Annotated in this window: 31 protein-coding genes; 13 read left to right on the top strand and 18 right to left on the bottom strand. The window is 34.1% G+C overall.

The annotated features are described in order from the left end of the window. The first annotated feature begins 323 nt into the window (after positions 1-323). Together ACOZIR_RS17940 and ACOZIR_RS17935 are read left to right on the top strand one after the other, a co-directional pair. Positions 324-968, top strand: a complete 645-nt coding sequence (locus ACOZIR_RS17940; protein WP_045289813.1) for a hypothetical protein — start codon at positions 324-326, stop codon at positions 966-968. Between the two features lie 744 nt (positions 969-1,712). Next, the gene (locus tag ACOZIR_RS17935; RefSeq protein ID WP_013056409.1) at positions 1,713-1,913 is read left to right on the top strand and encodes a cold-shock protein; all 201 of its coding nucleotides are present in this window, start codon (positions 1,713-1,715) and stop codon (positions 1,911-1,913) included. Positions 1,914-2,138: 225 nt separating this feature from the next. Here the strand turns inward: ACOZIR_RS17935 and ACOZIR_RS17930 are convergent, their stop codons facing one another. Next, positions 2,139-3,539: a DEAD/DEAH box helicase gene (locus tag ACOZIR_RS17930; protein WP_045289815.1), complete on the bottom strand. Its 1,401-nt coding sequence runs from the start codon at positions 3,537-3,539 to the stop codon at positions 2,139-2,141. A 284-nt stretch (positions 3,540-3,823) separates the two neighbouring features. Between ACOZIR_RS17930 and ACOZIR_RS17925 the strand changes: the two genes are divergently transcribed. Continuing rightward, positions 3,824-4,027, top strand: a complete 204-nt coding sequence (locus ACOZIR_RS17925) for a cold-shock protein (protein WP_045289817.1) — start codon at positions 3,824-3,826, stop codon at positions 4,025-4,027. Between the two features lie 280 nt (positions 4,028-4,307). Here ACOZIR_RS17925 and ACOZIR_RS17920 read toward each other — a convergent pair whose 3' ends face one another. Then, complete coding sequence (locus ACOZIR_RS17920) at positions 4,308-4,511, bottom strand: cold-shock protein (RefSeq protein ID WP_013056405.1); 204 nt, start codon at positions 4,509-4,511, stop codon at positions 4,308-4,310. Positions 4,512-4,913: 402 nt separating this feature from the next. Between ACOZIR_RS17920 and ACOZIR_RS17915 the strand changes: the two genes are divergently transcribed. Further along, positions 4,914-5,105, top strand: coding sequence for a hypothetical protein (locus ACOZIR_RS17915; RefSeq protein WP_045289820.1), 192 nt, complete (start codon positions 4,914-4,916; stop codon positions 5,103-5,105). A 158-nt stretch (positions 5,106-5,263) separates the two neighbouring features. Here ACOZIR_RS17915 and ACOZIR_RS17910 read toward each other — a convergent pair whose 3' ends face one another. Together ACOZIR_RS17910 and ACOZIR_RS17905 are read right to left on the bottom strand one after the other, a co-directional pair. Beyond that, on the bottom strand, positions 5,264-5,866 hold the full coding sequence (locus ACOZIR_RS17910; protein WP_375156333.1) for a hypothetical protein: 603 nt from the start codon (positions 5,864-5,866) through the stop codon (positions 5,264-5,266). 1,006 nt (positions 5,867-6,872) lie between these two features. Beyond that, entirely contained in the window at positions 6,873-7,622 is a 750-nt protein-coding gene (locus ACOZIR_RS17905; RefSeq protein WP_045289824.1) for an SAM-dependent methyltransferase, read from the bottom strand. 593 nt (positions 7,623-8,215) lie between these two features. On the opposite strand from ACOZIR_RS17905, the gene ACOZIR_RS17900 reads away from it, so the two are divergent. Next, on the top strand, positions 8,216-8,362 hold the full coding sequence (locus ACOZIR_RS17900) for a BH0509 family protein (protein WP_014460666.1): 147 nt from the start codon (positions 8,216-8,218) through the stop codon (positions 8,360-8,362). Positions 8,363-8,443: 81 nt separating this feature from the next. Here ACOZIR_RS17900 and ACOZIR_RS17895 read toward each other — a convergent pair whose 3' ends face one another. From ACOZIR_RS17895 to ACOZIR_RS17870, 6 genes are all read right to left on the bottom strand, one after another. Continuing rightward, the gene (locus ACOZIR_RS17895) at positions 8,444-8,962 is read right to left on the bottom strand and encodes a hypothetical protein (protein ID WP_045289826.1); all 519 of its coding nucleotides are present in this window, start codon (positions 8,960-8,962) and stop codon (positions 8,444-8,446) included. A 62-nt stretch (positions 8,963-9,024) separates the two neighbouring features. Beyond that, the gene (locus ACOZIR_RS17890) at positions 9,025-9,558 is read right to left on the bottom strand and encodes a hypothetical protein (RefSeq protein WP_160297350.1); all 534 of its coding nucleotides are present in this window, start codon (positions 9,556-9,558) and stop codon (positions 9,025-9,027) included. Between the two features lie 4 nt (positions 9,559-9,562). Beyond that, positions 9,563-10,162 (bottom strand): hypothetical protein, encoded by a 600-nt coding sequence (locus ACOZIR_RS17885; protein WP_045289831.1) that lies wholly within the window; start codon positions 10,160-10,162, stop codon positions 9,563-9,565. Positions 10,163-10,222: 60 nt separating this feature from the next. Beyond that, a complete protein-coding gene (locus ACOZIR_RS17880; protein ID WP_045289833.1) occupies positions 10,223-10,708 on the bottom strand; it encodes a hypothetical protein in 486 nt (161 codons plus the stop codon). Between the two features lie 81 nt (positions 10,709-10,789). After that, positions 10,790-11,266 carry a hypothetical protein gene (locus ACOZIR_RS17875; protein ID WP_080890124.1) on the bottom strand — a complete coding sequence of 159 codons (477 nt, stop codon included), beginning with the start codon at positions 11,264-11,266 and terminating at the stop codon, positions 10,790-10,792. Positions 11,267-11,434: 168 nt separating this feature from the next. Next, positions 11,435-12,322, bottom strand: a complete 888-nt coding sequence (locus tag ACOZIR_RS17870) for a LysR family transcriptional regulator (RefSeq protein WP_045289837.1) — start codon at positions 12,320-12,322, stop codon at positions 11,435-11,437. Positions 12,323-12,506: 184 nt separating this feature from the next. On the opposite strand from ACOZIR_RS17870, the gene ACOZIR_RS17865 reads away from it, so the two are divergent. From ACOZIR_RS17865 to ACOZIR_RS17855, 3 genes are all read left to right on the top strand, one after another. Beyond that, entirely contained in the window at positions 12,507-12,845 is a 339-nt protein-coding gene (locus ACOZIR_RS17865; RefSeq protein ID WP_045289839.1) for a DMT family transporter, read from the top strand. Further along, entirely contained in the window at positions 12,845-13,156 is a 312-nt protein-coding gene (locus ACOZIR_RS17860; protein ID WP_045289840.1) for a DMT family transporter, read from the top strand. Before ACOZIR_RS17865 ends, ACOZIR_RS17860 begins: the two co-directional genes overlap by 1 nt. A gap of 171 nt (positions 13,157-13,327) precedes the next feature. After that, positions 13,328-13,825, top strand: a complete 498-nt coding sequence (locus ACOZIR_RS17855) for a DinB family protein (RefSeq protein WP_045289841.1) — start codon at positions 13,328-13,330, stop codon at positions 13,823-13,825. Positions 13,826-14,205: 380 nt separating this feature from the next. On the opposite strand, the gene ACOZIR_RS17850 is transcribed toward ACOZIR_RS17855, so the two are convergent. Then, positions 14,206-14,412 carry a DUF1272 domain-containing protein gene (locus ACOZIR_RS17850; protein ID WP_080890125.1) on the bottom strand — a complete coding sequence of 69 codons (207 nt, stop codon included), beginning with the start codon at positions 14,410-14,412 and terminating at the stop codon, positions 14,206-14,208. A gap of 144 nt (positions 14,413-14,556) precedes the next feature. On the opposite strand from ACOZIR_RS17850, the gene ACOZIR_RS17845 reads away from it, so the two are divergent. Both ACOZIR_RS17845 and ACOZIR_RS17840 read left to right on the top strand, forming a co-directional pair. Then, the gene (locus ACOZIR_RS17845) at positions 14,557-14,979 is read left to right on the top strand and encodes an Lrp/AsnC family transcriptional regulator (RefSeq protein WP_045289842.1); all 423 of its coding nucleotides are present in this window, start codon (positions 14,557-14,559) and stop codon (positions 14,977-14,979) included. 314 nt (positions 14,980-15,293) lie between these two features. Further along, a complete protein-coding gene (locus ACOZIR_RS17840) occupies positions 15,294-15,506 on the top strand; it encodes a hypothetical protein (protein WP_045289843.1) in 213 nt (70 codons plus the stop codon). 300 nt (positions 15,507-15,806) lie between these two features. Here the strand turns inward: ACOZIR_RS17840 and ACOZIR_RS17835 are convergent, their stop codons facing one another. From ACOZIR_RS17835 to ACOZIR_RS17820, 4 genes are all read right to left on the bottom strand, one after another. Continuing rightward, positions 15,807-16,568, bottom strand: a complete 762-nt coding sequence (locus ACOZIR_RS17835) for a PAS domain S-box protein (RefSeq protein WP_421535726.1) — start codon at positions 16,566-16,568, stop codon at positions 15,807-15,809. A 726-nt stretch (positions 16,569-17,294) separates the two neighbouring features. After that, positions 17,295-17,621, bottom strand: a complete 327-nt coding sequence (locus ACOZIR_RS17830; RefSeq protein ID WP_045289847.1) for a general stress protein — start codon at positions 17,619-17,621, stop codon at positions 17,295-17,297. 741 nt (positions 17,622-18,362) lie between these two features. Continuing rightward, positions 18,363-19,136: a TerC family protein gene (locus tag ACOZIR_RS17825; RefSeq protein ID WP_045289849.1), complete on the bottom strand. Its 774-nt coding sequence runs from the start codon at positions 19,134-19,136 to the stop codon at positions 18,363-18,365. A gap of 291 nt (positions 19,137-19,427) precedes the next feature. Beyond that, the gene (locus ACOZIR_RS17820; protein ID WP_045289851.1) at positions 19,428-20,051 is read right to left on the bottom strand and encodes a TetR/AcrR family transcriptional regulator; all 624 of its coding nucleotides are present in this window, start codon (positions 20,049-20,051) and stop codon (positions 19,428-19,430) included. 136 nt (positions 20,052-20,187) lie between these two features. Here ACOZIR_RS17820 and ACOZIR_RS17815 point away from each other — a divergent pair, with 136 nt between their 5' ends. Then, entirely contained in the window at positions 20,188-22,410 is a 2,223-nt protein-coding gene (locus ACOZIR_RS17815; RefSeq protein WP_340141427.1) for an MMPL family transporter, read from the top strand. A 415-nt stretch (positions 22,411-22,825) separates the two neighbouring features. Here the strand turns inward: ACOZIR_RS17815 and ACOZIR_RS17810 are convergent, their stop codons facing one another. After that, complete coding sequence (locus tag ACOZIR_RS17810) at positions 22,826-23,206, bottom strand: immunity 22 family protein (RefSeq protein WP_045289918.1); 381 nt, start codon at positions 23,204-23,206, stop codon at positions 22,826-22,828. Between the two features lie 205 nt (positions 23,207-23,411). Between ACOZIR_RS17810 and ACOZIR_RS17805 the strand changes: the two genes are divergently transcribed. Continuing rightward, positions 23,412-23,633 (top strand): hypothetical protein, encoded by a 222-nt coding sequence (locus ACOZIR_RS17805; RefSeq protein WP_045289854.1) that lies wholly within the window; start codon positions 23,412-23,414, stop codon positions 23,631-23,633. Positions 23,634-23,947: 314 nt separating this feature from the next. Here ACOZIR_RS17805 and ACOZIR_RS17800 read toward each other — a convergent pair whose 3' ends face one another. Both ACOZIR_RS17800 and ACOZIR_RS17795 read right to left on the bottom strand, forming a co-directional pair. After that, positions 23,948-24,112, bottom strand: a complete 165-nt coding sequence (locus tag ACOZIR_RS17800; protein WP_160297351.1) for a hypothetical protein — start codon at positions 24,110-24,112, stop codon at positions 23,948-23,950. Between the two features lie 165 nt (positions 24,113-24,277). Next, entirely contained in the window at positions 24,278-25,480 is a 1,203-nt protein-coding gene (locus tag ACOZIR_RS17795; protein ID WP_045289856.1) for a DUF4145 domain-containing protein, read from the bottom strand. 480 nt (positions 25,481-25,960) lie between these two features. Here ACOZIR_RS17795 and ACOZIR_RS17790 point away from each other — a divergent pair, with 480 nt between their 5' ends. Next, a complete protein-coding gene (locus tag ACOZIR_RS17790) occupies positions 25,961-26,182 on the top strand; it encodes a hypothetical protein (RefSeq protein WP_045289858.1) in 222 nt (73 codons plus the stop codon). Positions 26,183-26,192: the final 10 nt, after the last annotated feature.

Below are 26,192 nucleotides of genomic sequence, written 5' to 3'. Positions count from 1 at the left end.
CAAGCTTATGTGAAAGAAATAGCTCATTAATTCTTATCTTGTCTTTTCTAGTTTTAACTAACCGAAATCGTAAATATATGGAATGAAATCATACTCACTAACTATTGTTTCTAGTGTAACCATTAGGTTCTTATGTTAAATACATTTTTTAGATAATGTATAAATAACTGGATGAGTCAACCTTTCATCCGTGTAAGCTGATTGGGAGCGTGACAATACTCTATCAAGAATTATTATTAGAAAGTAACATTTTAAGGAATGTAAAAAATCCCATATACAAATAATAAGACGAATACTCATATAAATTGGAAGGAGCAGTTTTTATGAAAAGATTATTATGGATGGGGTTTATTATGTTATTTTCGCTAAACATGCTGGTTGAACCAAGTAGTGCTCGTGCTGAAGCACAAGAATATCGTGTTAGTCAATCTCAGGTAACGTTTGAAAATGAATTCAGAAGACTTTGGATGGATCATGTATTATGGACAAGTAATTATATTACAAGTGCAACAACAGCAGGATCAGAAGACCAAAAACAGGTGTTGGCAAGGCTATTAAAAAATCAGGAAGATATCGGGAATGCTGTGAAGCCGATATACGGAGAGAAAGCTGGGAACAAACTTACAGCTTTGCTTAAAGAACATATTGTGATTGCTGGCAAAATTGTAGATGCGGCTAAAACGGGAAAGAAAGCCTTGGTGAATCAATTAAACAAAGAATGGTATCGAAATGCTGATGACATAGCAGCGTTCCTTAGCCAGGCTAACCCTTATTTGAAAAATGAAGATTTGAAAAAATTACTGTATATGCATCTAAAATTAGTGACAAATGATTTATCTGCAAGCTTAGAAAAAGATTGGGAAGCAAGAATCGTTGCAATTGATGAAGGAGTCTCACATATCATCTTAATGGCAGATACTATATCTGCGGGAGTTGTGAAGCAGTTTCCAGAGAAATTCAATAAATAATCTCCAGTAGAACGCTTGAAATTATTTGAAATTTCTTCATGAAAAACTGTACCTGTAAGAACTCTTTTGATTGATGCCTCCAGAAAACCTTATGTTCACTAAAAAGGTACATGTAGATATTCTCCATAACTCGTCATACCAAAAAAAGGTTTATTAAATTTAAACACTGGGTATTATCAAATCAAGACGATGTGTTAAGAGTACCGCCCGTGCATAGGGTGTGTCCTTCTCTGTTCTATAAAAAATGGCGCCTCCAACGGCGTCATTTTTTATTTGTAAACAAGTTTAGGGATGCTCGTGCGAAGGTTGTATTTATATGAAAAAGGTACATAGATTTTTATCTAATAGAATCTATTTTTACACCACTATTTTTTAAAAATTTTGAGTGAACTTCCCTTTCTTTTGGATAGACGGGTCTCATAATGCTCTCTCATCTAATTTAGGTTCATATTTATAAATACAATGCCTATAACGATTGCATGGGCATTGGCTAATTTTTCACTTCTATCATTTCCGTGTGTAAAAGATCACTTATAAATATTTTGAAGTTTTTGCACGAGAACCTCATGATGATGTAGATCGTCATACCCCAATCACCTTTTTTAATGAAGTGAGTAATGATAAAGAAAGTTGGAAAGATCACATTAATTTAAGTTTAAGATGTCTCTATTGGGATAATATAATAAATAAGCTAGATTTAATGATAATCTGGTTTATTTTCTATATTTTAGGAGGCAACAAAAAATGGAACACGGTAAAGTGAAATGGTTTAATGCTGACAAAGGTTTTGGATTTATCGAGCGTGAAGGTGGAGAAGATGTATTTGTTCACTTCTCAGCTATTCAAGGTGAAGGCTTTAAATCCTTGGATGAAGGTCAAGAAGTGACTTTTGATATCGAACAGGGGCAACGCGGACCACAAGCGACAAACGTAAATAAAGCATAAAAAACCATAAGAAAAAACAGACTCTATTTTCAGAGTCTGTTTTTTCTTAAAAAGATTTTTATATCAAAACTTATTCATCAATAATTATAGTTCATGTTTTTTACATAATGACTTTTTAAGATTGTCACTGATTCACTCGATACTCTTATATTTACTATTTCCCCATTACTAAATAATTTCTCACTCATAGCCCTTATCCTTTCTCGCATCAAAAGTAATCAGGGATTATTTTCTATACGTTTTTTTGCGGCCTGCTGTTTCTTTTCTACCCCTATTTCTCTTACGTTCTGTTTTTGCCTTTTTATTACGAAGCGGTGCCACTTCAGTTAATTGGACAGGGGTCATATTTGATTCTTTTGTTAAGAGCTTTAAAGTGGCTGACAGTAAAGAAACAGAATCCACTTCTTCTAATAACTTTTCCGCCATTGGCTTATATTCCACAAACTCCCCTTTGTCAATAGCGGTCAAAACCTGGTGAATGATTGCTTCCTGATGCCCTGCCATTACCTCACTAGAAGTAGGAGGTGACTTTCTAGACATTTTGGTTTTGGTGACATCTTCGATCACTTTTAAGTGATTACGTTCTCTTGGAGTTATGAATGTAACTGCCAATCCCTTAGTACCTGCCCGTCCTGTTCGGCCAATACGATGAACATAGCTTTCAGGGTCCTGAGGAATATCAAAATTGTAGACATGGCTAACACCTGTAATATCAAGCCCTCTTGCTGCAACGTCGGTTGCAACCATAATCTCAATCGTATGATTCTTGAATTGACGAATCACATCGGCACGTTTGGATTGTGTAAGATCTCCATGAATGCCTTCTGCTGCATACCCACGCTTTTTTAGCCCTTCAGCAAGTTCATCCACACGTTTTTTTGTGCGTCCAAACACAATAGCAAGGTCTGGCGATTGAAGGTCTACGAGATTACAAAGAACATCAAATTTTCGATTCTCTGGAATTTCCATATACTGCTGCTCAATGTTCTTTACCGTTAGCTCCTTCGCTTTTACTTTTACGAGTTCAGGAGCGTTCATAAATTTCTGAGCTAGACTTTGTACTTGCTTCGACATGGTTGCTGAAAATAGTAAGGTTTGATGGGGAGAAGAGATGCCACCAAGAATCGTTTGGATATCTTCAATAAAGCCCATATTTAACATTTCATCTGCTTCATCCAGAACAGCTGTACGAATATGATTTAAACGAATGGTTCTTCTTTTCATATGGTCCTTAAGGCGTCCTGGGGTTGCCGAGATAATATGCGGTCTGTTTTTAAGAGCTTTGATCTGACGATTAATATCCTGCCCTCCATAAATGGGTAGCGTTTTAACTCCTTTTACCTGCCCAATTCGATTTAGCTCCTCAGCTACTTGAATAGCCAGTTCACGTGTCGGTGCTAAAACTATTCCCTGAATCCCTTCTTCACCAAGCTCAACCCGCTCTATAAGGGGGATGCCAAAAGCTGTTGTCTTTCCAGTACCGGTTTGAGCTTGTCCAATTAAATCTTTACCCGTTATAGCTATCGGAATAGCTTCAGCCTGAATCGGCGTAGCCTCTTCAAAACCCAAGTTATGAACGGCCTTTTCAATATCCTTGCTTAAATTAAAATCAGAAAATTTTTTCATTTTTTCGTGCTCCTTCTCTTACTTAAATTCAGAAATGAGAAAAGTACTCTTTAACCAGAGCTGTTATTTATTCATTTCTGCGCATTGGAAATCAGTCTTATTATTCACGAACATCTTATTTTAGCGTATTTATACAAAGCGACTTCATGCCTTATTTTATCCGCGCTTTCGTGTATTTATAAATTTTTATAGGATGTATAAAGTGTGGTTTAATTTAGAAAGATATGGTTCTTACCATTTCTTTTTTAAAAGGTATACTATTTAGGAGGAGGGATGATGTAGTTATGTATTATAACCATAGGAAGAAAAATCAAGAGCCCTTACCTAAAGAACGAATAGAGATTTGGGAATGTGAATCAGAAGAATGTAATGGTTGGATGAGAAAAAATTTCTCTTATCAAAATCATCAAAAGTGTCCTTTGTGTGGCTATAAAATGAAATCAGGAGAACGGCTTTTAGAGGCGTCTTCTAATCCCCATCAAAAATAATTTATGACCGTCTTTTGTATAAATCTATAAAAAACTTACGGCACTTCTTTAACTGAAAGTAAACTTCTTAACCAACATGTCATATTTACTTTGTATTTCTAGTGTATGGTATAACTAGTCCATACCTTGTACCCTTCGTTTTACCCAGAAACCAGACTTAAAACTCTGGTTTTTCTATTATAACGAGATTTTAAAATATAATATAATATGTTTTTTGCTAGCTAGTGAAATCAAAAGTAAAAAAAAGACTCCTAGGTGGAGTCTTTTTTACTCATTTTAATTATGCTACTTTATGAACGTTAGCAGCTTGTGCTCCACGTTGGCCTTGCTCGATGTCAAACGTTACTTTTTGACCTTCTTCTAATGATTTAAAGCCTTCGCCTTGAATAGAGCTGAAATGTACGAATACATCGTCTCCGCCTTCAATTTCGATAAAACCGAAACCTTTGTCTGCATTAAACCATTTTACTGTACCTTGTTCCATAATATTGCCTCCTGGTGTGGAATACTCCACACTTGTATTACTACCCTTGTCCAACCATACTATCTTAAGATGAAAATTTCTATGGAAGAGATTTCTCTTCTCTCAATTCTACACCGAACAAAAATAATTAACCTAAGCGTAACACACAGAACCGAAGATAGCAAATATAGGAAAGCAGAGAAAACTTCAAAATCGAAAAATATGTATCAAAAAAAGACCTAATTTGAAGTTTACTAGCAGCACATAAATTCAATGGACTTTCACCATTTTTGCACCTCTGTAGATTACATACAAAATAATAAGCGTATCAAGAAACCTGCTGTTTTTGTGTATATAAATTTTTTCATAAAATTGATATCTTGGGCATAATACAGGATAGATACGTGGTAGAGGGGGGATTGTTTGAGACTGAAGGATGGAAACTTTTATACAGATAGTAGAACCAATAAGGTATATAGATTAAATGAAGATGACAAGGGAAGCTGGTACCTGAGTACGCGTGATGATGAAGACCATCATCAAATGTCAAGAACTTCGGGGCGTAATATGATGAAATTGCTAAAGAGTTTTTATAACAAAGTGAACGACAGTTGAAATTTATCACTCTGCAAAACAGCATAAAAAATATAAAGCTAGCTTAACACAGCTAGCTTTATTTTTAGTTTATAGAGCTAGTTATCATAATGGTGTCTTTAGGAAATAAGCAATAATAATAACAAAAAATCTTTAGCCCAGCCCTTGGCAATCACCTATTATTTAATTTCGATTGCAGAAGCCTTGTTGTCCCAATCCGACGCCATATTAGCAGTTTTACCATACCAATCGGAGTGTCTAAAGGAAACTCCTTTCCCGTACCCTTGAGATGAAGTGTGCTCCCACAGCGTCGTGGAATAGCTTGAAGAAGGTGATGCCGTACTTAAGGATGAAATTCTGTCATTCCAGCTCGAGGGCAAATTTTTAAACCCGTCTCTCCAATAAATATACTGTCCACCTTTATTTTTAGACTCATAGAAATCGGTACAACAGGAACCACTGCCCATCATATTAACTTTGTTTTGAAGTTTCTGTTTATCTTTTTCAATAAATGCGTTCAAAGCTTCCCTGCTCGTAAATCCATATGCCAACCAATCACCATTTTTATTCTGTTTAGGTAGAACCATGGTTACTTTTATGTCCGTGTCGGAAATGTTATTCGCTTTAGCCTGGAGATTCACATCTTTTCCATCCACAGTTAAATAGTGATACGACTTAATCGTATACTCTTTTTCAGCATACGCCGCGCCCGTAGAAACTGGTATAAATCCCATCACAGCAAAAAGACAACATAGTGCGGAAAGACAAAGTTTTACTCGCAAATTCTTCACTCCCGTATTATTTTAATTTAGGTACTTTAGTAAGAAAAATTAGAGTAATATTAACAGCCCCTGCGTAAAACCTTGATGAAACAGCCAATACCGGCTTGTAAACCAATGGATGAATCCACTTTTATTACTTATGTTAGTACTTTTTCTGTTTTTACAATGGGGCGTTTATACTCAGCTTTCCTAATCCCTCCTAACTTTAATATGCTATATACAGAAAAAACCAAATGCATATTTCTGTATGATAAATATAATGAATATTCGAAGTATAATGAAATGCCAATACTACCAAATTTCAAGTTAATAAAATTTATTGGTTTTTTTACATAAATTTCAATTTAATAATGAGATAAATATTATTTGTTAAATTTTATAATGATTTTTATTCGAAATAGAATAGTTTAGATCTTTATTTATGTAATATGAAGGCAATCTTCTTTATTTTTTATAATAAAGAAGGCTCAAAATAATCAATAAAATAACCAGACCAAAAGAACTGAATTTTTATTCAGTTTTCTTTTTAATAAGTAAATTCAATACGTTTATATAGGTAAATAACAGGGTTAGTTATTACTCCCTTTATAGAAAAACAACCTCTTTGTCGCCATTAAATATAAATGATAAAGCTTTTTATATTTCTCAGATGCTTTAACATTTACTTAAATTACTTTATTTACAAATGATAAATATTTTATCTTGCCAGCATATTAATCTATAAAACTGGACAGACTAATAGCATATTCCCCCTATTCCAATAAACTTGAAAATCCTTTGCCCATATCGGCAAAGGATTCTTTTTGTATATATAAATATTCCTTAAGGTGCAAATCCTTGAAACCTAACAGTAAGATATATACCAATAGAAAAAGAAGCCAAGTCAACGAAGAGATCAAAATGCTTCCTATATAAAAACCAGAACCTGTAAGATCATTCTTCTTTTTTATCCTCACCTCTTGCTCAAATTTCTTGTTCAATAATGGAAGTAATCTCATGTTAAAATTTATTGATTTTGAAACAGATAAAGTCCAAATCCTAAAGTATCTCTGCCCCATGTAAGATAAGTACGTTTCCATGATCTAATTTCATTTAACATACTATGATAATCAGGGTCGTTCGGGTTTTCATAACAATATTTTTCCATAGACATAGCATATAGTCCTTCATATTCGTCCCAATCATCATCACTTGCAACAACTGACCAAATCGGCACGAGCCCCATACGTTCTCCGATAAAAACATTCTCATGGTGTTTTTTTAATTCTGACTCATCCGCTCCACCAAGTGCATCTAAATATTCCTGACTAGGTTTCTTTTTCCAGTACCCTTCTCCTACTAGAATAAAGCCGCCCTTTTTGACGTTTCTTTTAAGAGCTTGTAACGTTAATTCTAGGCTCCCCAAAGCATGAGCAGAACCCACACAAATTCCTACATTAAAATGATTGACGTATTCACTTATCACTTGTTTGGCATCTTGTACAATGTACGTAATTTTTTCTTCAGGAATTCTTTTTTGGGCCTGTTGCTTTGCCCCTAAAATAGAACCTTCATATGACTCTACGGCTGTTGCTTCAATGCCATACTTTTCAACTAAACGTATTAACAATTCACACTTCCCAGCCCCGATATCTAACACTTTTGCATGAGGTTCTAACTGAAGAAAATCAATAATTCTATTGATTTTAATTTCACTTATCGGGTTACTAAATAAATGTTCTCTGTGGGCAATTGATGAGTATTTATTTCTGTCCATTGATTGAACTCCCCTTTGTCCTTTTTAGGTACTTATTTTTCTCATTAAGTTATTTAGGATAGAAACATTCATAGTCCCAGCCCCTTTCAGAATAAATATTTATATTTACATGTAACAATAATTAATAAGTTCTTCCATGCTTCATTTTATCGCTGCTAATAATTAATTCCTTAAAAATTAATGAAACCCTTCCCCACTGTGCCATAGTTAAATAGTCAAAATGGACAAAATATAGCTAGTTAACATAAACACTCCTATGGAAATCAAACACAAAAAAGAACCCTTGCAGCAGTAGGGTCCAGCTAAATAAACATAGTTGTTCATATGTGTAAGTTTTTTATAAAAAAATAAGGTGTATAGATATAAAAATTTTATGTTTTAATAAATACTGGGCAAACTCCGTCGGTGTGAATAGTGGTGATAAATACCGGCTATGTAGCTTAAATACCATTTCTATATTGTTTTTTGAAAAATCATCTATAATTGATATTGTTTTAATCTCATATTGAGATATATAATAAAAATAAGAAAAAAGAAAACGCTTTCTATATTTAAATACATTGTTACTTTTCAAACTATAAGGAGGATTTAAAATGAGCCAAGTGGAAAGAAATTCTAAAGTACAGAAATTAGTTGAGTATAAAAAATTCAATGAAGAAGAAGTTTTAAAAATGACAGATCCGCAGGTTGAATATTATCACTGGCTCTATTTTGATGATTCCGCTTATGATTATATGTAACTCAACTATAAAATAAGAAAAAAGCACAAAAACGTTTATTATCAACGGGTTTGTGCTTTTTTCGTTTCTTTAATTATAAGATTACTCGTTTTCAATACCATTTCCTGTGACAACAAAGTGAGAGCTGTCTTCCTTTCGGTTGAAAAGTCTCCAGAACTTACTATATTCATCGTCTTCTGACGTATCCGGAAACACCTCTAATAAATAACCTTGAGATAAAAAGCTTTTTAGCCCTCCTACTTCGTCTGATTCAAATCTTTCTACAATCGTATGTTGGTTTATATCTTCTATAATCGATTTAATTCTTTCATCGAATCGATTATTTCCTTGGACATCCCATTCAAAGTGCTCATTTTCATTCTCCAAGTCTGTTCTTGGAGAATAGAAATCCCGTGAGCCTACTATAATTTTATTACCTTTGGCAATACGCCAAGAACATTGAATATGTAAAGCGTATTCAGCTACCTCTTCCGTTTTCCTCCTTCTGGTTACTAAAATCTTTTCTCCAAATCCAAGCCAAAATAAATTTGAGGCTCTCCCTATGTATCTTAGATTTAAGCCCACTAATTTATCTACTTTTGATTTAATTGCTTCTCTCATACTTTTCTCCTTTTATTTGCAGTTAAAGCTTTCTAGGTAAGTAGCTAAATAAATAGGATGTATTAATCTATTTTGTTTATGGCATTAAGGTTATAGCGGTCTATTTCTTTTTTATTTTTAATGACTACTAAAACACCTTTTAAAGCATTTTCCTTAATCATCTTTATTTTTTCTTTACTAGGAGCCACTGGCAGCCCTCTGGAATTAGTGGTGAATCCTAAGTCATAACTTACATTTATTTTACCAGTTCTATTTCTATTAAAATCCCCATATCCTGATCCTCTTCCTAATCCATCAAGACCTTTCTCGTCATCAAAAATATTAACCCCTATAGCATCCTTAGAGGCCTTTATTAGCTCTTTATCGGGTAAAATTTTAAAATCTAAATCGTCTTTATCAAAATCAATAAGGGTTTTATCACTATAGTGCTTAATTTTCATATCGTAGTAAAGAGCAAGAGGCACAATTTCTTTCTCTTTTCCATTCTCTTCTATTATTGTAGATCCTACCAAACCTTTGTCATTAACTACTTTTACTTTAACATTAGTAATTTTAAAAGGTTTTTTCTGATTATCTTGCTGATATTCTTTTGACACTTTTTTATTTTTGCAACTTCTGGTTAAAAGTTTCAGCGACAAATTCATATTCTACATCGTCTTTATGAATAAAAAATGTAGTACACCCGTCAATATCAATACATTTATTAGACTGAGCACATACTACATCTACCTCAACCAGATTAAAATGAACAGCATGAGCATCCTCACTATCTAGCCCCATTGTTAAACAATTAATACTATCGCCAAAAGACTTAAAAATAAGCTTTTTCCCTTCCAAGTTCTCTTTACTAACGCCAAATTTCTCATTATTCAATATCCCTTGCAACGATGACGCTTTGGGAAGGCATTGGATATGATGAACGCCTTTGTAGCACCTTAAAGTAAATAAAAAAGGGTGTGCTTCATCTGCCATAATCTCAACGCCATATTTAAACGAAAAAGTTTTATAAACCATTTCATAAAATAAAGGGATGACAATATCATCCCATGATTCATAAGCATGAGCATGTATGCGTATTAGATGGGGATATAAGCTGGTAATGGCACGCTGAAAATTTAATAAAACTTCCGTATCAGTAAGTTCAGATAAAGAATTATCGATTTCATGATTCTTTATCTTTCGTAGCCTATTATCAATCATCAGCTTTTCCCTCCTACTTCTAGTTAGTTAATCCTCCGATAGTACATGTACGTCATGAAGCTATTTATTATTATACTTGTCTAGGTCTTTCCATTTTGTAAACTTGGTTCTAAGATTTCTAGATATTTCTTCGTCCTTGCTTAGAAGTAAAATTAAAGATGAGTCCCAAAAAACTAATTCTATAATTGCTTTAGGGTGCTGAAGTGTTGGTGTTTCAATCCAAAAATCCGGATTACCATCAGCATAAGGCCCTTCTTTAAATCTATCTAAATTTATAGTTTCTTGCTTATCAAAGGCAGAAAAAACTCCCCATATAAAATATATGTCCTCTTTATTAGCAAGCTTCGTGAGTTTTTCACCTGTAATCCAATATGTATTGCCGCTCGTTCCATTGTTGTAAATTCTGTAGTCAGTAAAGTAATCAAGATACTTATCTGGAAAAGATCCATCTAAATCAGTCAACAGCCAATTGTACTTTTCATGAAGGTTATTAAAAGAACTCAGTATTTCCTTTAAGTCATAAAAGCTCTCTAAGATCGTATTCATGCATTTTCCTCCATATTCTATTTTAACAATTCCCTTAGTAATTTCTCTGTATACAACATGTAAGAATAGTTAACATAACGCTCATTCAAACTCCTCAGGACACCAAACAGCTATGTCATCACCCGGAGCTGCAACTAAAAGCCAATCACTTCCTGCAAAAGGGTCTCCTAATTGCCAGCATTCATAGTCAGGATCATGACCGTTCACAAATAATACTCTCCCCGATTCTAGAGAAATGATAAGATGAGGCGATACGGCATCCAGCTGAACGTCTACTACTTTTTGTCTCCTGATATCCCAAATATGCTTAAAATATTGCTCTTCTGTATGCAAAGGCACTTCATCCTCTGATGATGGGTATGTATCGCGGGCTTCAGGATATACAGTCCAAGTTGTTTCGATATTCAATACAAAATCACTATCATCTTTTTTATTATAGTTAGTAAAATACAATAGAGTTACAGAGCTATTAAGCCCAAATTTCAAGCCATCTATTTGACTGCTAATAAGTAAGTGCTTCAGTACTCGTTCCGCGAATTTTTTGTCCTCTATCTTCACTGTAGCTGCTCCTTTACACATGTTTTAGATGTATACCATATAAAAAGTTAAGCAGCGTAATCCTCTTTAGATATTAAAAAACTCACTTTTACTGCTCAAATTAACACTTGGTATATTCATACTAAACATAGGCTAAATAAAAAAGCTCTTTATGAAAAAACAGTCTGTTTATTTCTGATTTTTCCCTTCTCTTACCTCGCTGATTGTCTTTATAAATTCACGTTCAGTTACTCCTAGATAGGAGTCGGAACGACGAACATATACAATCCTAAGGTCTCTGTAAGGCTCAGGTATTGAAAAGAGCTGTACTAATCCTTCCCTCTCATATCTTTCCGCTAATGACCGAGCTATAAGTGTCACACCAAGGCCAGAAACTACTGTCCCCATAATCGTTTCGAGTGTAGCAAATTCCATAATTTTCGGCGATACGATTTGCTCTTCTTTTAACCACTGCTGTAGCCTTTCTCTATATTGGCAGCCTTCATTAAATAAGATAAATGGTAAGTGTAGTAACTCTCTAGCAGACTGAATCTGTTTCTTACCGTTCTCATTTGCGCTGCATACAAGTACAATTTCTTCATCAAAAGCCGGAATTTGATCAAGCGTTGACACATTTACTGGTTCTGCTACAAATGCCCCGTCTAGCTGAAACTTAAGAACTTTCTCTATTAATTGTGTACTTACTCCTGATACTAGAGAAATATCCACATTTTTGTGCTTATTATGATAGGAAGAAATGATTTCAGGAAACCCTACTACCGTTTCAACTAATCCAATACATAATGATCCGACAAGGTTATGCTCATCTTGAAATGCTTTCTGTATTTCATCCATCAGCCGCATCATTTGTTCTCCGTACGTTAAAAGTTTTCGGCCTTCTACATTTAATGTCATTCCACGTCTGTGACGATGAAACAATGGGTGTCCAATTTTCCGTTCAAGAGATCGAATACGTGCTGTTACATTTGGTTGGACATAACCTAGCTTATCAGCAGCAAGACTTACACTGCCGTATTCTGCTACAGCCATAAATATGCGTATATCTTCTACTTCCATAAACATTCTCCTTTCCACTTACATTCATTTAGGTATTAATAATAGTGATATCTACAATCATTTATCATTATTTTACAAGATATCAGGCTCTAGATAAAATAATGACATCCGAGTGCTACTGCAATTATTTAGTAGCAATTACGTAAAGTTCTTAAAATGAGGCTACTGAAAGGAGGAAATCCAATTGTTTTATTTATTATTGTCTCTTGCCATTATCTTAGAGGTAATTGCAGTATTTTTTCTTAATCTTACGAATGGATTCACAAACTTTGTTCCGACTGTTTTTGCCATACTGTTTTATTGTTCTTCGATTGCTGCTTATATGCTCCTTAACGCCAAAGGTGAAGTAGGAGTAGCAAGTGCGTTATATGCTGGAGGAGCAACCGTACTTGTGGTTGTCACAGGTATTGTTTTTTTTGATGAAACTATTTCTTTATCTAAAATCTTAGGAGTTTCTCTTATTATAATCGGTGTAGTTTCTCTTAACATTAAAGGAAGCTCTAAAGAAAGGATGACGGCGTAATGGGATACATATTCTTAACGATTGGTTTAGTTTTGGGCATTGCAGGACAAATGTGTGTAAAACTATCTAAAGGCTTTAGACAAACTTTTCCCACAATAGGTGCATTCTTATTGTTCATTGCTTGTATTTATTTCATTTCTCTAACAACACACTATTTCGAAATGGGTATTGTTTTTGCTATATGGGCAGGGCTAACGATTGCTAGTACAACACTGTTAGGCATTTATATATTTAAAGAATCAAAAAACAAAAGAAAGATTATCTCCGTTACTCTTATTATTACAGGGGTTATTATACTAAAGGCTTTTTGACACACAAAGATGTTTAAGCGAAGATCTCGTATTCTTATATTGGGCATTTACTATTCAACTAGTATTTAGTAAGGGTTTTCATATTTCCAAAATCGCGGAAGTACATATATTAAACTGATTTGTGTTAGACTGTTAAAAGCGTATGACTTTGAAGAAGAAAGGCTGAAAAACATGACACAAACAAATACAGCATTTCGTGATGCACTTATCAAATCACTCAGAGGTGAAAGAGGTCATCTTCCAACAATTAATGCAATAACCGATATTAGTATAGAACTTGCTTCACATAAACAAAAGGAATTACCTTACTCTATTTATCAATTAGTGAAGCATATGAGCTATTGGCAAGACTTTTTACTTGCTCTTGCTAAAGGAGAAAACCCTGAGAGACCGAAAAGTGTAAGTGAAAGCTGGCCCGAACATCCAGCTCCATCTGATGAGGAAGAATGGAAAAAGACGATCCAGCATTTTTGTGATGGAATTGACGAAGCTTGTCACTTGGCTGATACATTAGCAATCGAAGAACCTCTGGATGCTTGGCCAAGTGAAACCCCAGGGGGATTACTGCGTAATATTGCTTCTCACAACAGCTATCATCTAGGTGAAATTGTCATTATGAGAAGATTAAACGGAGCATGGCCACCGCCAACGGGAGGCTTTCCTGCTTAATAAAAAACGATTGAGACACAATGGTTGGCAGAAATAAAGCCCTAAGAAGCATCGATTAAACACTTTTAGGGCTTTATTTTAGTTTACCTTTTGTTTTATCTATAAATCAACCGATTACTGAATTCGATTTTCAGTACTCTAAAAATCTTTGTCGTCGTGTAATTGTTACCTATAAGAACAATGTATGGGACGAAACAAGTCTTTTTCTGCATTTCTGACAATTGAAAAGTGTCCAACACTGCAATGACCATGTAGACTTACTTTCACTATGATGCTTTATAATTTATTTCGTACTTAAACCCGTTGCGGTTCGCTGTTGAATGCCCCCCATTGATCGTAGCTATTTTGACTGCACTATCTATACAGTATTGTATCCAGATTTATGATAAGCTCAGTGAGCAACTTAACGAATGTTCTTTGCCCCTTGGTCTTTTAACTAGTTCTCCTTCACAGTTAGGACAAATATACATCGCACTTTCACTACATTTATCACAGAATGTACATTCATGAGTACAGATATAAGCAACAGAGCTATTATGGAGTTTCTTATTGCACTTTTCGCATGTATTTCTCATTTCTAAAGCCATTAAATCCCTCCTTTTGATATAATTAAATTGTATTGTATAAATTTCTATTTTCACATGTTTATTTTATTGTATTACTAATGAATAGCTTTAATATTGACGAAAAATTCATTATTTTAATTTATAATTTAAAGCGGGGTATGTTTTATGGATGAAATTGATCAAAATATATTACTATATTTACAAGAGAATGCTCGTTTGTCTTTTACACAGTTGGGCAAGCTGGTTGGTTTATCTACCCCTGCTGTTAATGAAAGAGTAAAAAAACTTGAAGAAAAAAACATAATAGATGGATATAGAGCAATAATTAACCCTGAAAATTTCAACAAACCTGTAACAGCCTTTATTTTATATAGCAATACAAAATGTAAGCAATTCGTAGAATACTGTAAAGAACACCCTGAAGTTATCGAATGTCATCGTTTGGCAGGCCAATACAACTATCTAGTAAAAGTTTTAACTAATTCCGTTCAATCTCTTGAAACATTTATTGATGCATCTATGGCTTTTGGAGAGCCCTCTACATTAATTAAGCTTTCCTCACCAGTTGTCTATAAAGCAATAAAATAGACTAATAATCTATCTCCATTATTCTTTTTTCATTTTGGTTACTTTCTGTCTTTCATTTCTTACTTAGGATAAATTTTAAATGACTAATAAATGTTAATAAACCATAGATATATTACGTAATTCTCCCGCCTTTTTAACTGACCAGCTAGCAGGACTAGAAGTGCATAGAATTTATAATTGCAGTTACCATACTGTCTATTCTCGACAGGTATTTTTCTATACGAGCATATGTTACAATAGAGAAAGGATATAAAATTTAAATTATATGGTCTCTTTGTACCCTGAGTTTCCTTATAATGGAAAGAGGTACTTTTATGAATATACTTGAAATAAAAAAAACGCTTAATACTCTTGTTCAATATGAGGATAGCGCTATTACTCATACCATTCCTGAAGTACTGGAATTGTCGTATTGTAAAACATCTAAGATTTTTCAAATTACTACACTTACGGATCAAAAAACCTTACATTATAACGATTATGATATAGATAACGCTTCTGAAGCTTTATATAAGATCTTAAACTGAAGAACGCAATTCAATGATTCTTCTCTCTTTTATTTAACAAACATGCGACCGCACAATGTGTTATTTTAAACAAAAGAAACTCCCGGCATATGCCAGGAGTTTCTTTTGTTTTCTAATGTATATAAGGTACAAATCTAATTTTAAAAACTACTTAGAAATAGTTAAAACAGCATGCAACCGTAAAGATGCCGCCATTATTCCTTTGATTAGAAAATTCCGATAAAAAGTATAATTTAAAGATTTATATAATATGTATCTTTAAAAACGTAAAAATTGCTTTAGGTATTTTCATTTTATAGGTTATTTACTAAAAGTAATCCCCAAAAAATGAAGTGCATTTTTTACAGTAGCCATTGTCGGGGTAAAAGCTAAGTTAATACCTAGCTGTACAGCAGCGCGAGATAATTCTGGTCTTAATCCTGTTAAGATACATTGCACTCCAAGTAGTGACATAACGCTATTAATTTTAAAAAGATGCTCCGTTACAATTGAATCCAATGTATAAATACCTGAAAAATCTATAATTAAACAATTTATATTTTGCGTCTGCACTTTTACTGGAACGGCCATTAGAAGTTGGTTTGCTCTTTCCTCATCTATGGATCCTACTAAGGGAAGTACAGCGATCCCCTCTAAAAGAGGAACAAGGGTTGTAGACAGTTCATTTATTTGCTTTATTATTTCTTTTTGTCTTGTTTCACTCTCTTTTTTTACCGTAATATCTCTCACATAGGTTTGGATTACTTTTTTATCTCCCAGCAGCAAGGGATGACAATATAATTCAACATTAACAGTTGTCCCATCCATTCTAAATATGGTTTCCTCAATGAGCTCTGCTGGGCGCTCATAGGCAGATTGGATTCTTTTCCTTATTGCTGCTTTAGATGTTTCCTGAAATATATCTAAAGGACTTGCACCTATGATATCTTCCCTTTTTCCTCTAAAAAAATGTTCAGCTGCGTGGTTAACATATATAATCTTATGATTCGAATGAATAATGAGTGGATCTAACGCATATTCAATGACTTCCTGATAATCAATACCCGAAATGTTTTCATTCATAATTTTCACTCCTTAATATGAAGGTTAGACTACTATTTCAAATTTATCAAGGATTCAATTGCTTGTTTAAAATCTTAAAAAACGATAATAAAGTTTCCTTTGAATTTATAAATAAGAAATAATAAGAAAATAGAAGATTAAAAGGACGTCTGTCCTTTACAGAATACAAATAAAAACAGCCCTTGGAAATGATTTCAAGGGCCTTCTCTGCATTTATTTAAATCATACCTTCTCATAGGTTAAATCATAGTGTAAGGCTGTATCAGGAACTGTAGGATTAGGATGATTTACTTTCACTTCATACTGCAATTCTTTTTGATGACGAAATATATTAATTCTCCTTTTAGATCATTTACAAAGTTTTATCTTTTCCCCTTTACCATATTCTCATTTGAATGAATCGTTTGATCTCTATCTCTATTTCTTTTCCTTCTACTAAGAAAATAGATAATAAAACCTACTAAAACTAATAAAGTAATTAGAAGGATACTTGTAGGAAAGTATAACGTCCCTATGTGGATACCAAAAAATCGAATCATTATCCTTTCACCTCCATATGAGATTAGTAAACGACCTCTAGTAATATACTTTTAGTTCAGTATCTTTCCGATTCATAAAACATTCGTACCAAAGAACAAATATTATATATAAAGCAGCATGCTAGTAAGATTTACTAATACTTCTCGATTACTTAGTTTCTTCGAAAGTTATTACAAGGAAAAACCATTACACACCTTTTCTTGCAATGATTATTATACGTTCTTGTTTCATTTCCCCGACACATTGTTTAGCTTCTTCTAGGGTTAAACCTAACGAGGCCATTTTAGAATGAAGTTCATCTTCACGAGAAAATAACTTATTAACTGCAGATTCAAAAACTCCTTGTTCAGAAGCCCGATATTCTTTTGTATTTGTTGTATTTGTTAAATATTCCGAGCGCTCTTTATTATAAGTCAATAAATAAATTTCACTTTTACTAAACCCGTTAGCAAAAAACTCTTCAATAAACTTATTTGCCTGACCACTATTTTCTGCTACTTTAATTTCCTTCACTATTTTCTCCTCCTCTATCCCCATAGAATATGTCGTTCTACTAATAGGTGTATCCTTCAGCAGCCAATTAAAACCAATTTATTCGGATATGGGATAAAAGACTATAAGATATCGTCTAAATATTGTATAAAATGGGGTAAATTATCTACTGATAAGAGAATAAAATATAGACTTCTTTTCCTTTGTAGAAATATCAAAAAAACTTTTTATGTAACCTAAAAAAATTCCCTCTCTATTGTCAGAGGGGAAATTTTAGTTAACCTTTCGCTAAATCTAACGCTTTATCTACCTTTTCTAAATCGTCAGTTACTTGTTCTTCTATATCATAGGCATGATACATTTCATTATCAATCATATATTGGGCAATCTTTTCATGAAGCTCGATAGCTTTTACTCCTTTAAACCATTCTCTCTACTAAAAGGAAGAAGGCCAAATCGTTAATGATTTGGTCTTCCTTAAGGAACAAAAATAACAAATAAGATAACCAGATAGCTACAATTAAAAAGTACGTTAACCCTGCTTGAATTAACGTACTTAATAGCTACGCATGAATCAACCAAACTCATTTTTTCTATAGAACCTAAACATGCTTTTAAATGTTAAAAGTAAGGCTCCGTTTGGATGAAAAGAGTAAGGGTAATGGATAAATTTAGAGAGCGTATTTTCTATAAGGTAATAAAAAGTGATAATGTTTAGCAGAAGTCTAATTTACGGTTGCGTATGGCACACTTGATTACCTTTTAAACCGATGCCTTTTCTGATGACTTATTGCCCGGTGCAAACCAACCCAATAGCGCGATACCAACTAATACTCCATAGAAAATCAGGGTCCAAGTGGTGCTATGAGGAAAATGAGGATCTAACACACCAATATCTTTATGCGCAAGAGTAATAACAGCAAGTTTCACACCTACCCAAGCGACAATGGCATATGCTGTAGTTTCCAAGGCAGGTCGCTTTTCAAGGAGTTTTACAAACCAGGTCGCTGCAAACTTGATTAAGATAAGACCTGCAATCCCTCCAAGAACAACAACTGCAAACTGTCCTCCGTCCATACCACCGATTTCTCCAAACTGTGAATCCGGAAGCCCAAGAGCTATAGCGACCGCAGCTAAAATAGAATCAATGGCAAAAGCTAGGTCGGCTAACGCAATTTTCCCCACCGTCGGCCAGAACCCTTTTCCAGCAGACTCCTTTTCGTCATCATTATGAATATTCTCATTATGTTTCCCGAGCCGTGCCTTAATGATATGCTTCAATCCTAAATAAAGAAGGTAAGCTGCTCCTACGGCCTGTATCCACCAGACGTTAGCGATAAATGAAATGGCAAAAAGAGCTCCAAATCGAAAAATAAATGCCATAAGAATTCCATAATTAATCGCTCTTTTTTTCTGATCCTCGGGTAAATGTTTAGCTATAACTGCTAGTACAAGAGCATTATCAGCTGATAATAATCCTTCTAACCCGATTAGAATCAACAATGCCCATACGTATTCGAGCCAAATAGATTCCATCCATTTTTCTCCTTTCCAAAATGTAAGCTGTTATGCTAAAAGTTTTGTTTACAATAGAATAACCATATATTCTAAAGGCAACCCCAAAAGATAGGATTTTCATTATTTTAACACTAACCTTCTATCAATTACTGCTTGAAATACAAATAAAAACCAAATTATTAAATTTTTGCGTTTTTTATTATATAACTTCGCTTTTTCACATGATTAATGCAAAGAACGGCTAAAAAATACTGCTCAATATTTTTTAGCCGTTCTTTATTTCTTCTTTGTAATGTGCAATAAAAAAGGTCAGTTAGTAGGACCAATCCCTACCCAAAAAAGATCTACTAGAGCCTTAGCCGTTTTTTCAGGTCCTCCTAATTCAGCTATTAATTCTTTTTTATTCCGAATCATTGTGACCATAGAAAATGTATGCGCAAGCAAGCGAGGGCTTGTTACGACAATTTCACCGTTGTTTGCTGCTTGTTTGAATACGTTCTCCAATGCCTGATGTATGGCTTTCTCTGCTTCACGAATTTCATGAATATGATCTTCTGTAAGCGAAGAAGTCGCTTCTTGCAATAATGTTTCAAAATCAATATGCGGCCGCTTTAAATGATCCAATGTTACCTCATATAATCTGTGTTTTAGCCCATTGGAATTTTGTAATAATTTCTCTGTCTGTTTTGTAATACGTTGGAACATGCTTGATACCGAAACGGTAAATAAAGTGGCCTTATTTTTAAAGTAGTAGTAAACGCTAGCCTTAGTCACATCGCTAGCCTCAGCCACTTGCTCCATTGAGACTCTTTCATATCCATATGCCATAAATAAATGGGCAGCAGTCTTTAAAATTTGCTCTCTTGTTATATTATTTTCTGTTGTTATTTTGGGTCTGCCAGGCTTTTTTTTTGGTGTCTTATCAGTATTCATAAGAGGGCCTCCTTCTAGTTCAAGAAATTGCCACATTTAAACTAGTTGATTAATTAACCTTCTGGTATATATAATTATTGAAGGTTCTATATATATTGTAATAGAAACAAACAGATTTGGAAATGAGGGAGAATTAATGAAAGAATCACCTTTAGCAACATTCAGCCGATTCATGACTGGGAAAGTGAGTCGATGGGTTGTTATTGCCATATGGATTCTGGCAACTGCAGTTCTAACAATTGCTTGGCCTGCCGTGAATAAAACGGAAGTGAACAATGCACCCAACTTAAGTGAGAATTCACCTTCCGTAGAAGCTGAAAATCTCATAAAGAAAGAATTCCCTGACTCATCAGGGGTTCCTGCCCTGCTTACATGGCATAAAGATTCAGGTTTGAATACTGATGACTTAAAATCTATTCAGCAGGTGGCGGCAGATTTAGAAAAGAAACCATTAGAAGAACAAACTTCTACTCTGCCTTTGTATAAATTACCGTTAGCCGCTTTACAAAAAATGATTTCAAAGGACGGTACAACGCTTGTACAGCCTATTTTCTTTAAAGAAAACGTTGAGACGGATGTACTAGAAAAAAATCTAGATACGATTAAAAAACAAGTAAAAGAAAACGTTTCATACGATTCTTTTGCGACAGATATAGATGAAAAAGACAAATTAAGCACGCGCGTTACGGGTCCTGTAGGAATTCAAGTAGATGCAACGAGCTTATTTGAAGGAGCAGACGTTTCGTTACTAATTGCGACAGTTTTATTAGTCTTAATTTTACTTCTTGTTATTTATCGTTCCCCAATTTTAGCGATTATTCCTTTAATCGGCGTAGGTTTTGCCTATGGGGCGCTGAGTCCAATTCTCGGTATTTTAGCAGATAAAGGATGGATTACGGTTGACTCGCAGTCCATATCCATTATGACCGTTTTATTATTTGGAGCCGGAACAGACTATTGTTTATTTTTAATTTCCCATTATCGCGATGAGCTTCGTAAAGTAAAAGATAAGAGACAAGCACTTATCAACGCCTTTAAAGGTGCTTCAGGTGCTATAGCGATGAGTGGATTTACAGTTGTCATCTCTCTTTTAGCTTTAATCGTAGCAAAATACGGTGCTTACCACCGTTTTGCAATCCCGTTTAGCTTATCTATTCTTATTATGGGGCTAGCAAGTTTAACACTTATCCCTGCCCTGCTTTCGGTTATGGGACGAGGTTCTTTTTATCCTTTCGTTCCTCGTACTCCTGAAATGGAAGAAGAATTAGCGAAAAAGAAAGGAAAACCGGTGCGTGACCGAAGAGAGAAAAACCGTTTCGGGAATTGGATTGGTAATGTCGTTACGACTAAACCATGGACAATCATTGTAGCTTGTCTAGTCTTTTTTGGAGCTTTATCCATTTACTCTAGTCAAATCAAGTACACGTATGATTTATTGTCTTCTTTCCCTGAAGATATGCCTTCTCGTGAAGGATTTAAGATTATTTCTGATGCCTACTCTCCTGGCGAACTGGCACCAGCACAAGTAGTTATTGATACGGAAGGAAAATCAATAGATCTAGAAAAAGCATTAAAGAAAAATGATCTTATTAGTACCGTTTCTGCACCTCAAAGTGGTAAAAGTAATAAGAATTTAAAAGTATATGATGTCACGTTTAATATAAATCCATATAGTATAGAAGCAATGGAAGCTATTCCAGACTTGAAAGATGCAGCAGAAAAGGCACTATCGCAGTCAGGAGTTTCCAAAGTGGAATCCAAAGTATGGATTGGCGGTCAAACAGCGACGCAATATGATACGATGACGGTTAGTGATAAAGACAACAGTATCATTGTCCCGCTAATCATTATTTTTATATCGCTGCTGCTATTGGGTTACTTACGTTCTATTGTAGCTATGCTTTACTTGGTTGGAACGGTTATCTTGTCTTACAGTGCAGCTTTAGGGTTAGGCTGGCTTATCATTCACAACATCATGGGGGCAGATGCTATTCAAGGAGCGATTCCTTTATACGCATTTGTATTTTTAGTAGCGCTTGGTGAGGATTATAATATCTTTATGATCTCAAGCATCTGGCAGAAAAAGAAGCAAATGCCATTAAAACAAGCCATTAAAGAAGGAGTAAGCGAAACAAGCGGTGTGATCACATCAGCTGGAATTATTTTAGCTGCTACCTTCGCGGTTCTAGCAACACTGCCTATTCAAGTTCTCGTTCAGTTCGGCATTATTACTGCTTTAGGCGTTCTGTTAGATACATTTATTGTGCGACCATTCCTTGTACCTGCAATCACTACGGTTTTAGGAAGATTTGCTTTTTGGCCAAGTAAAGTGGAAATGGTATCAGAAAAAGAGCATTAAGTAGTAAAACAAAGATGTTCTATAGGTAATTTCCTATATAGTTTCTATGAATGTAGAAATAAGAAACTAGCAACTATCATTAAAAAGCAACCAAATGATTCAACCAGCCCCTGGCTAATACTAGGACTGGTTGAATTTATAAATTCCTTGCATATAAAGTTCTTTATCCATTGTTTTTTTATCACCACGTTGAGCTGTTACAATTCTTACAAGCTAACGTTTATGATTCCCAGTAGATATAAAACACCAAATGCCGTTCCACATATCGCGTTGGCAATAACTCCCCATTTTACAGACTTCATAATGACTGAATGGGTTATTTCCAAGCTCGTCACCTCCTCATAATTTCTCCTTTTTATAACCTTTATAAGTGAATACATTTATTGTGTAAACAAGCTACAAACATTTTACTAAATTATTCATATTGAACACTTCCTACATATTTAACGCGGTGAATTTCGTCGTCATCCCTGCTTTTTGTATGTTCAAAATCATACAGTAAAATCAAACTGTTAGCATTAGTAGGTAAGCCCTCTCCGTATTTTTCAACAAAGTTAGGAATAACTACATCATCGTACGAACAACCTTCTAGTAATTGTGAAAGTTTATGAACCTTAACCTCCTCATAGTGAGCTTCACTGAAATCTTCGTCAAAGTACTCAATGTTAAAGTCCTTTTCGAATTGTGAAGGTATAGTGTCTCCGTCTTCCGTGTAAGCAATCAAAAGATAATTTTCTAGCTCTTTAATAGACGGAAATTTACCAACCCATAAAGATACGTAACTTATCTTCTCCATACAATCAACCTTTCTAACAAACATTTTTTCAATCATTTATCTCTACACTAACTTTATACGAATTGCCCATCAATTAGGTAACTTAAGCTGTTTCATCTCCCACTACGATAACTCCTCAAACAAAATCCCCTGGTTTTTATTGGTTATCATTACTATAATAAGAAGAATAACAAATAGTGTATACTGTGAGGGTGACGGAGAATTTATGATTAAAGCTTTTAGCGCATTTTTACTGACTACTATCATTTCTTTTGTTGTAATGGTTGGCGCTCTACTCATTTGGGTGACCATACAAGGAACTCATATAACCGATCCTTCAGATGGCGATGGATTAGGATTTGCAGTGGCATATGGTGGAATAGCAGCTATCCCCATTTCGCTTGCGATAGGAGTCTTTGGTGGAATTATTGGTTATTTGAGAGATTAAAAATCTAGAGTGAAATTTTAAATGTAATTTGTGAAACTAACTAGGTAAATACAATTATATTTGTCTAACTTTCGGAAAAAAGCAACCAAATAGTTGGTTGCTTTTTTATTCATCATACGTATAGAATGTCTTTTCATTTATTATCTGCTATGTGTCCCTTTCGCTCCCAAATAAATTTAAAATGAGGTTAGGAGGAGCGAAGGGAACAAGAACATATTTATGATAATAAAAAAAAGAGAGAAATCCATTTTATTTTAAGCACCTTATTTCTTCTATTTAAAATGTAACCTCAATAAAAAAGCTTTCACAAGAGCTTAATAATTTAATATAAATTCATTTTCTTCATCGAATTCTGAAACTTCCTTTTGTACAGCTGGTACCTGATCCACAGGGGATGAACTTGAGTAAATAGCAGCAACTAAAGTGATTAGAGACGAACAAACAACTACCCATCCTCCATAATACAAAGCTTTTTTCATAGTGATCTCCTCCGTATGGTATTCTTTATAAAATATACGACATTTCTAACTTGAAGATAATGGAACTATTTCCATTTAGTTAAAAGGTGAAAACCCTTAAAATTTTGAAAGGGTTAAGAACCCTTTCCGTTTAGCGAACTCGCTTAGCCATATTACTACCTAACTCTATGCATTATTTAGCTTATGTAAAAAATCATCTAGTTCTTCTTCGCTTTGAAATTTAAAAGAGTAGCCAAAATTAGTTGGTATTTTCCCCTTGTTTATCGCTTTCGGAAAGCTTCTTAATGCCGTATTGTGACTCGGTTTGTCAGGAATTTCAAACTTTTCCTTAGCTGTATCTGGGTGTAGAACAATCGTTGTTAGCTTATTAGGTAGTAAATATACAATCTCTTTAGTAATTCTGTGTTCAAATTCTATAGCCTTTTTCGTTGGGTGATTCAATTTAAATTTATGTTTATCAAAGATTTTATCAACCTTTTCGCTTATCGTAATGGTTTTAACTTCAGTGTCGTGGGTTTCTGACATATTCATACGTACTACACTTTCAATACTATTAATTTGTTCCCAAAACTTTTCCATACCTTGGGTACCAATACCATTTAATTTCATATGCAGCTCATCCATCGGATCGTTAATTTTATTTAGAGAAGTAATTCCTACACGTAAAAACTCACTCAATAGATACTTACATCCATTTACAGGAAGCGTAGTGATAGGCATATCCGCTAGTTCGCTAGGTATAAAAATCTTTTCATTTTTAAATTGAAGATGAGCATTCATGGGAGATAGCATTGCCTCGTTAGTGGCGGAAAGCTTTAGTTTCGCTACATTTTTTACTTCTTCCTTTTCTAACCTCATATCATCAAATTGTTTTTGAATCTCTAACCTCATATCATCAATCTTTTGATCTAGATATAGTTTAAGTGTTTTATCTTGATCGTTATTTGTTTCTGAGGCAATAGGAAGTTTATACGCCGGAGCTTTAAACTCGTACGTCACATACAGCTGCATATACCAAACGCTTATTTCAAATAAAAACTTATGAGTCTGCAGCACATCGGCAGTCTCTACTTCCTTCACGTCATGTACAGCTTTATTTCCCTTCTTTCGAATCCACTCTAATTTTAGATAAATATCTTCTTCAATCGCATTTTGACTATATAATTTATGTATTCTCTCAGCGTGCTTAAGGGCATATAGCTCCTCAAGTTCTTCTTCCTTACTCATTAACTTCACAAGGTGCTCACTATATAAACGGGCCTGTATCAATGAGGCATGAGGCTCGTTAAACAAATTATCTTCTATACGCTCAGCCAAGTTTGCTAATTCGGTCGAGAATTGTCTAACGAAATCAAATAAAAAATTCATCTTTCTCTCTCCTGTTTCTTAGTATCTATTAAGCTAAAAATTTCATTAAAAATTACTCGTTTTCAATACTATTTAGTTGAAATTTATTTAAGGAATGCTTTTATTACTCTTTCACTTGATATGATAGTAACCTTTGCAAATTAGGAAACTGATTATCTGGAGTAGATAAACAAACTTTATATCATGTTTTTGATACCAATTATTATGTATTAATTCGTTAGCACTCAACAGTTAGTTTTATATGTAAAGTTATAGATATTTTATATTATTTTAGCATAAAATCTCACAAAAAATCTCTCCTTTAAAAAACTACATAACCTTAGTGGCTATCATCACTGTTTTAGAAATTGTATAAATCGGGTTAAATTATCTGTTTATAAAGAAATAATCATCTAGATTGGTTTTCCATACAACTTTCATAAAAGCAGCTATTTAGGATAAATTATTACTGAAGAAACATATGCTACTGGAGGTCGTAACTTGTTAATAGGTGAGATTGTTCAAAAACTAAATAATGGTGCTTCTTATGAAGATATTGCTTCTTCCATTAAAATTAGTGAAGATATCTTGAAAGATGATTTAAAGAAATTCGGATTTCACTACGATGATAAAGAAAGAAATCTCGTATTTACAGGATACAAATCCGAATATGAAAATACACTTTGTATTTGTTACTCTGATATCAGGAAACTTTCTACTTAACATTTTTGCG

Origin of the sequence: Priestia sp. D3YE.R1, assembly GCF_049199565.1 — a bacterium.
Classification (GTDB): domain Bacteria; phylum Bacillota; class Bacilli; order Bacillales; family Bacillaceae_H; genus Priestia; species Priestia aryabhattai.
The sequence above is the reverse complement of the archived record's forward strand: the minus strand, read 5'-3'. Positions and strand labels throughout refer to the sequence as shown.

Excerpts from the sequence above, each read along its gene's own strand:
- ACOZIR_RS17920 (WP_013056405.1), bottom strand. The coding sequence starts at position 4,511 with ATGGAACAAGGTACAGTAAAATGGTTTAATGCAGACAAAGGTTTCGGT.
- ACOZIR_RS17815 (WP_340141427.1), top strand. The coding sequence starts at position 20,188 with ATGAAAGAATCACCTTTAGCAACATTCAGCCGATTCATGACTGGGAAA.
- ACOZIR_RS17905 (WP_045289824.1), bottom strand. The coding sequence starts at position 7,622 with ATGGACAGAAATAAATACTCATCAATTGCCCACAGAGAACATTTATTT.
- ACOZIR_RS17800 (WP_160297351.1), bottom strand. The coding sequence starts at position 24,112 with ATGAAAAAAGCTTTGTATTATGGAGGATGGGTAGTTGTTTGTTCGTCT.
- ACOZIR_RS17940 (WP_045289813.1), top strand. The coding sequence starts at position 324 with ATGAAAAGATTATTATGGATGGGGTTTATTATGTTATTTTCGCTAAAC.
- ACOZIR_RS17810 (WP_045289918.1), bottom strand. The coding sequence starts at position 23,206 with ATGGAGAAGATAAGTTACGTATCTTTATGGGTTGGTAAATTTCCGTCT.
- ACOZIR_RS17880 (WP_045289833.1), bottom strand. The coding sequence starts at position 10,708 with ATGAATACGATCTTAGAGAGCTTTTATGACTTAAAGGAAATACTGAGT.
- ACOZIR_RS17900 (WP_014460666.1), top strand. The coding sequence starts at position 8,216 with ATGAGCCAAGTGGAAAGAAATTCTAAAGTACAGAAATTAGTTGAGTAT.
- ACOZIR_RS17840 (WP_045289843.1), top strand. The coding sequence starts at position 15,294 with ATGAATATACTTGAAATAAAAAAAACGCTTAATACTCTTGTTCAATAT.
- ACOZIR_RS17935 (WP_013056409.1), top strand. The coding sequence starts at position 1,713 with ATGGAACACGGTAAAGTGAAATGGTTTAATGCTGACAAAGGTTTTGGA.
- ACOZIR_RS17795 (WP_045289856.1), bottom strand. The coding sequence starts at position 25,480 with ATGAATTTTTTATTTGATTTCGTTAGACAATTCTCGACCGAATTAGCA.
- ACOZIR_RS17885 (WP_045289831.1), bottom strand. The coding sequence starts at position 10,162 with ATGATTGATAATAGGCTACGAAAGATAAAGAATCATGAAATCGATAAT.
- ACOZIR_RS17930 (WP_045289815.1), bottom strand. The coding sequence starts at position 3,539 with ATGAAAAAATTTTCTGATTTTAATTTAAGCAAGGATATTGAAAAGGCC.
- ACOZIR_RS17925 (WP_045289817.1), top strand. The coding sequence starts at position 3,824 with ATGTATTATAACCATAGGAAGAAAAATCAAGAGCCCTTACCTAAAGAA.
- ACOZIR_RS17805 (WP_045289854.1), top strand. The coding sequence starts at position 23,412 with ATGATTAAAGCTTTTAGCGCATTTTTACTGACTACTATCATTTCTTTT.
- ACOZIR_RS17850 (WP_080890125.1), bottom strand. The coding sequence starts at position 14,412 with ATGGCTTTAGAAATGAGAAATACATGCGAAAAGTGCAATAAGAAACTC.
- ACOZIR_RS17845 (WP_045289842.1), top strand. The coding sequence starts at position 14,557 with ATGGATGAAATTGATCAAAATATATTACTATATTTACAAGAGAATGCT.
- ACOZIR_RS17825 (WP_045289849.1), bottom strand. The coding sequence starts at position 19,136 with ATGGAATCTATTTGGCTCGAATACGTATGGGCATTGTTGATTCTAATC.
- ACOZIR_RS17895 (WP_045289826.1), bottom strand. The coding sequence starts at position 8,962 with ATGAGAGAAGCAATTAAATCAAAAGTAGATAAATTAGTGGGCTTAAAT.
- ACOZIR_RS17860 (WP_045289840.1), top strand. The coding sequence starts at position 12,845 with ATGGGATACATATTCTTAACGATTGGTTTAGTTTTGGGCATTGCAGGA.
- ACOZIR_RS17835 (WP_421535726.1), bottom strand. The coding sequence starts at position 16,568 with ATGAATGAAAACATTTCGGGTATTGATTATCAGGAAGTCATTGAATAT.
- ACOZIR_RS17820 (WP_045289851.1), bottom strand. The coding sequence starts at position 20,051 with ATGAATACTGATAAGACACCAAAAAAAAAGCCTGGCAGACCCAAAATA.
- ACOZIR_RS17870 (WP_045289837.1), bottom strand. The coding sequence starts at position 12,322 with ATGGAAGTAGAAGATATACGCATATTTATGGCTGTAGCAGAATACGGC.
- ACOZIR_RS17855 (WP_045289841.1), top strand. The coding sequence starts at position 13,328 with ATGACACAAACAAATACAGCATTTCGTGATGCACTTATCAAATCACTC.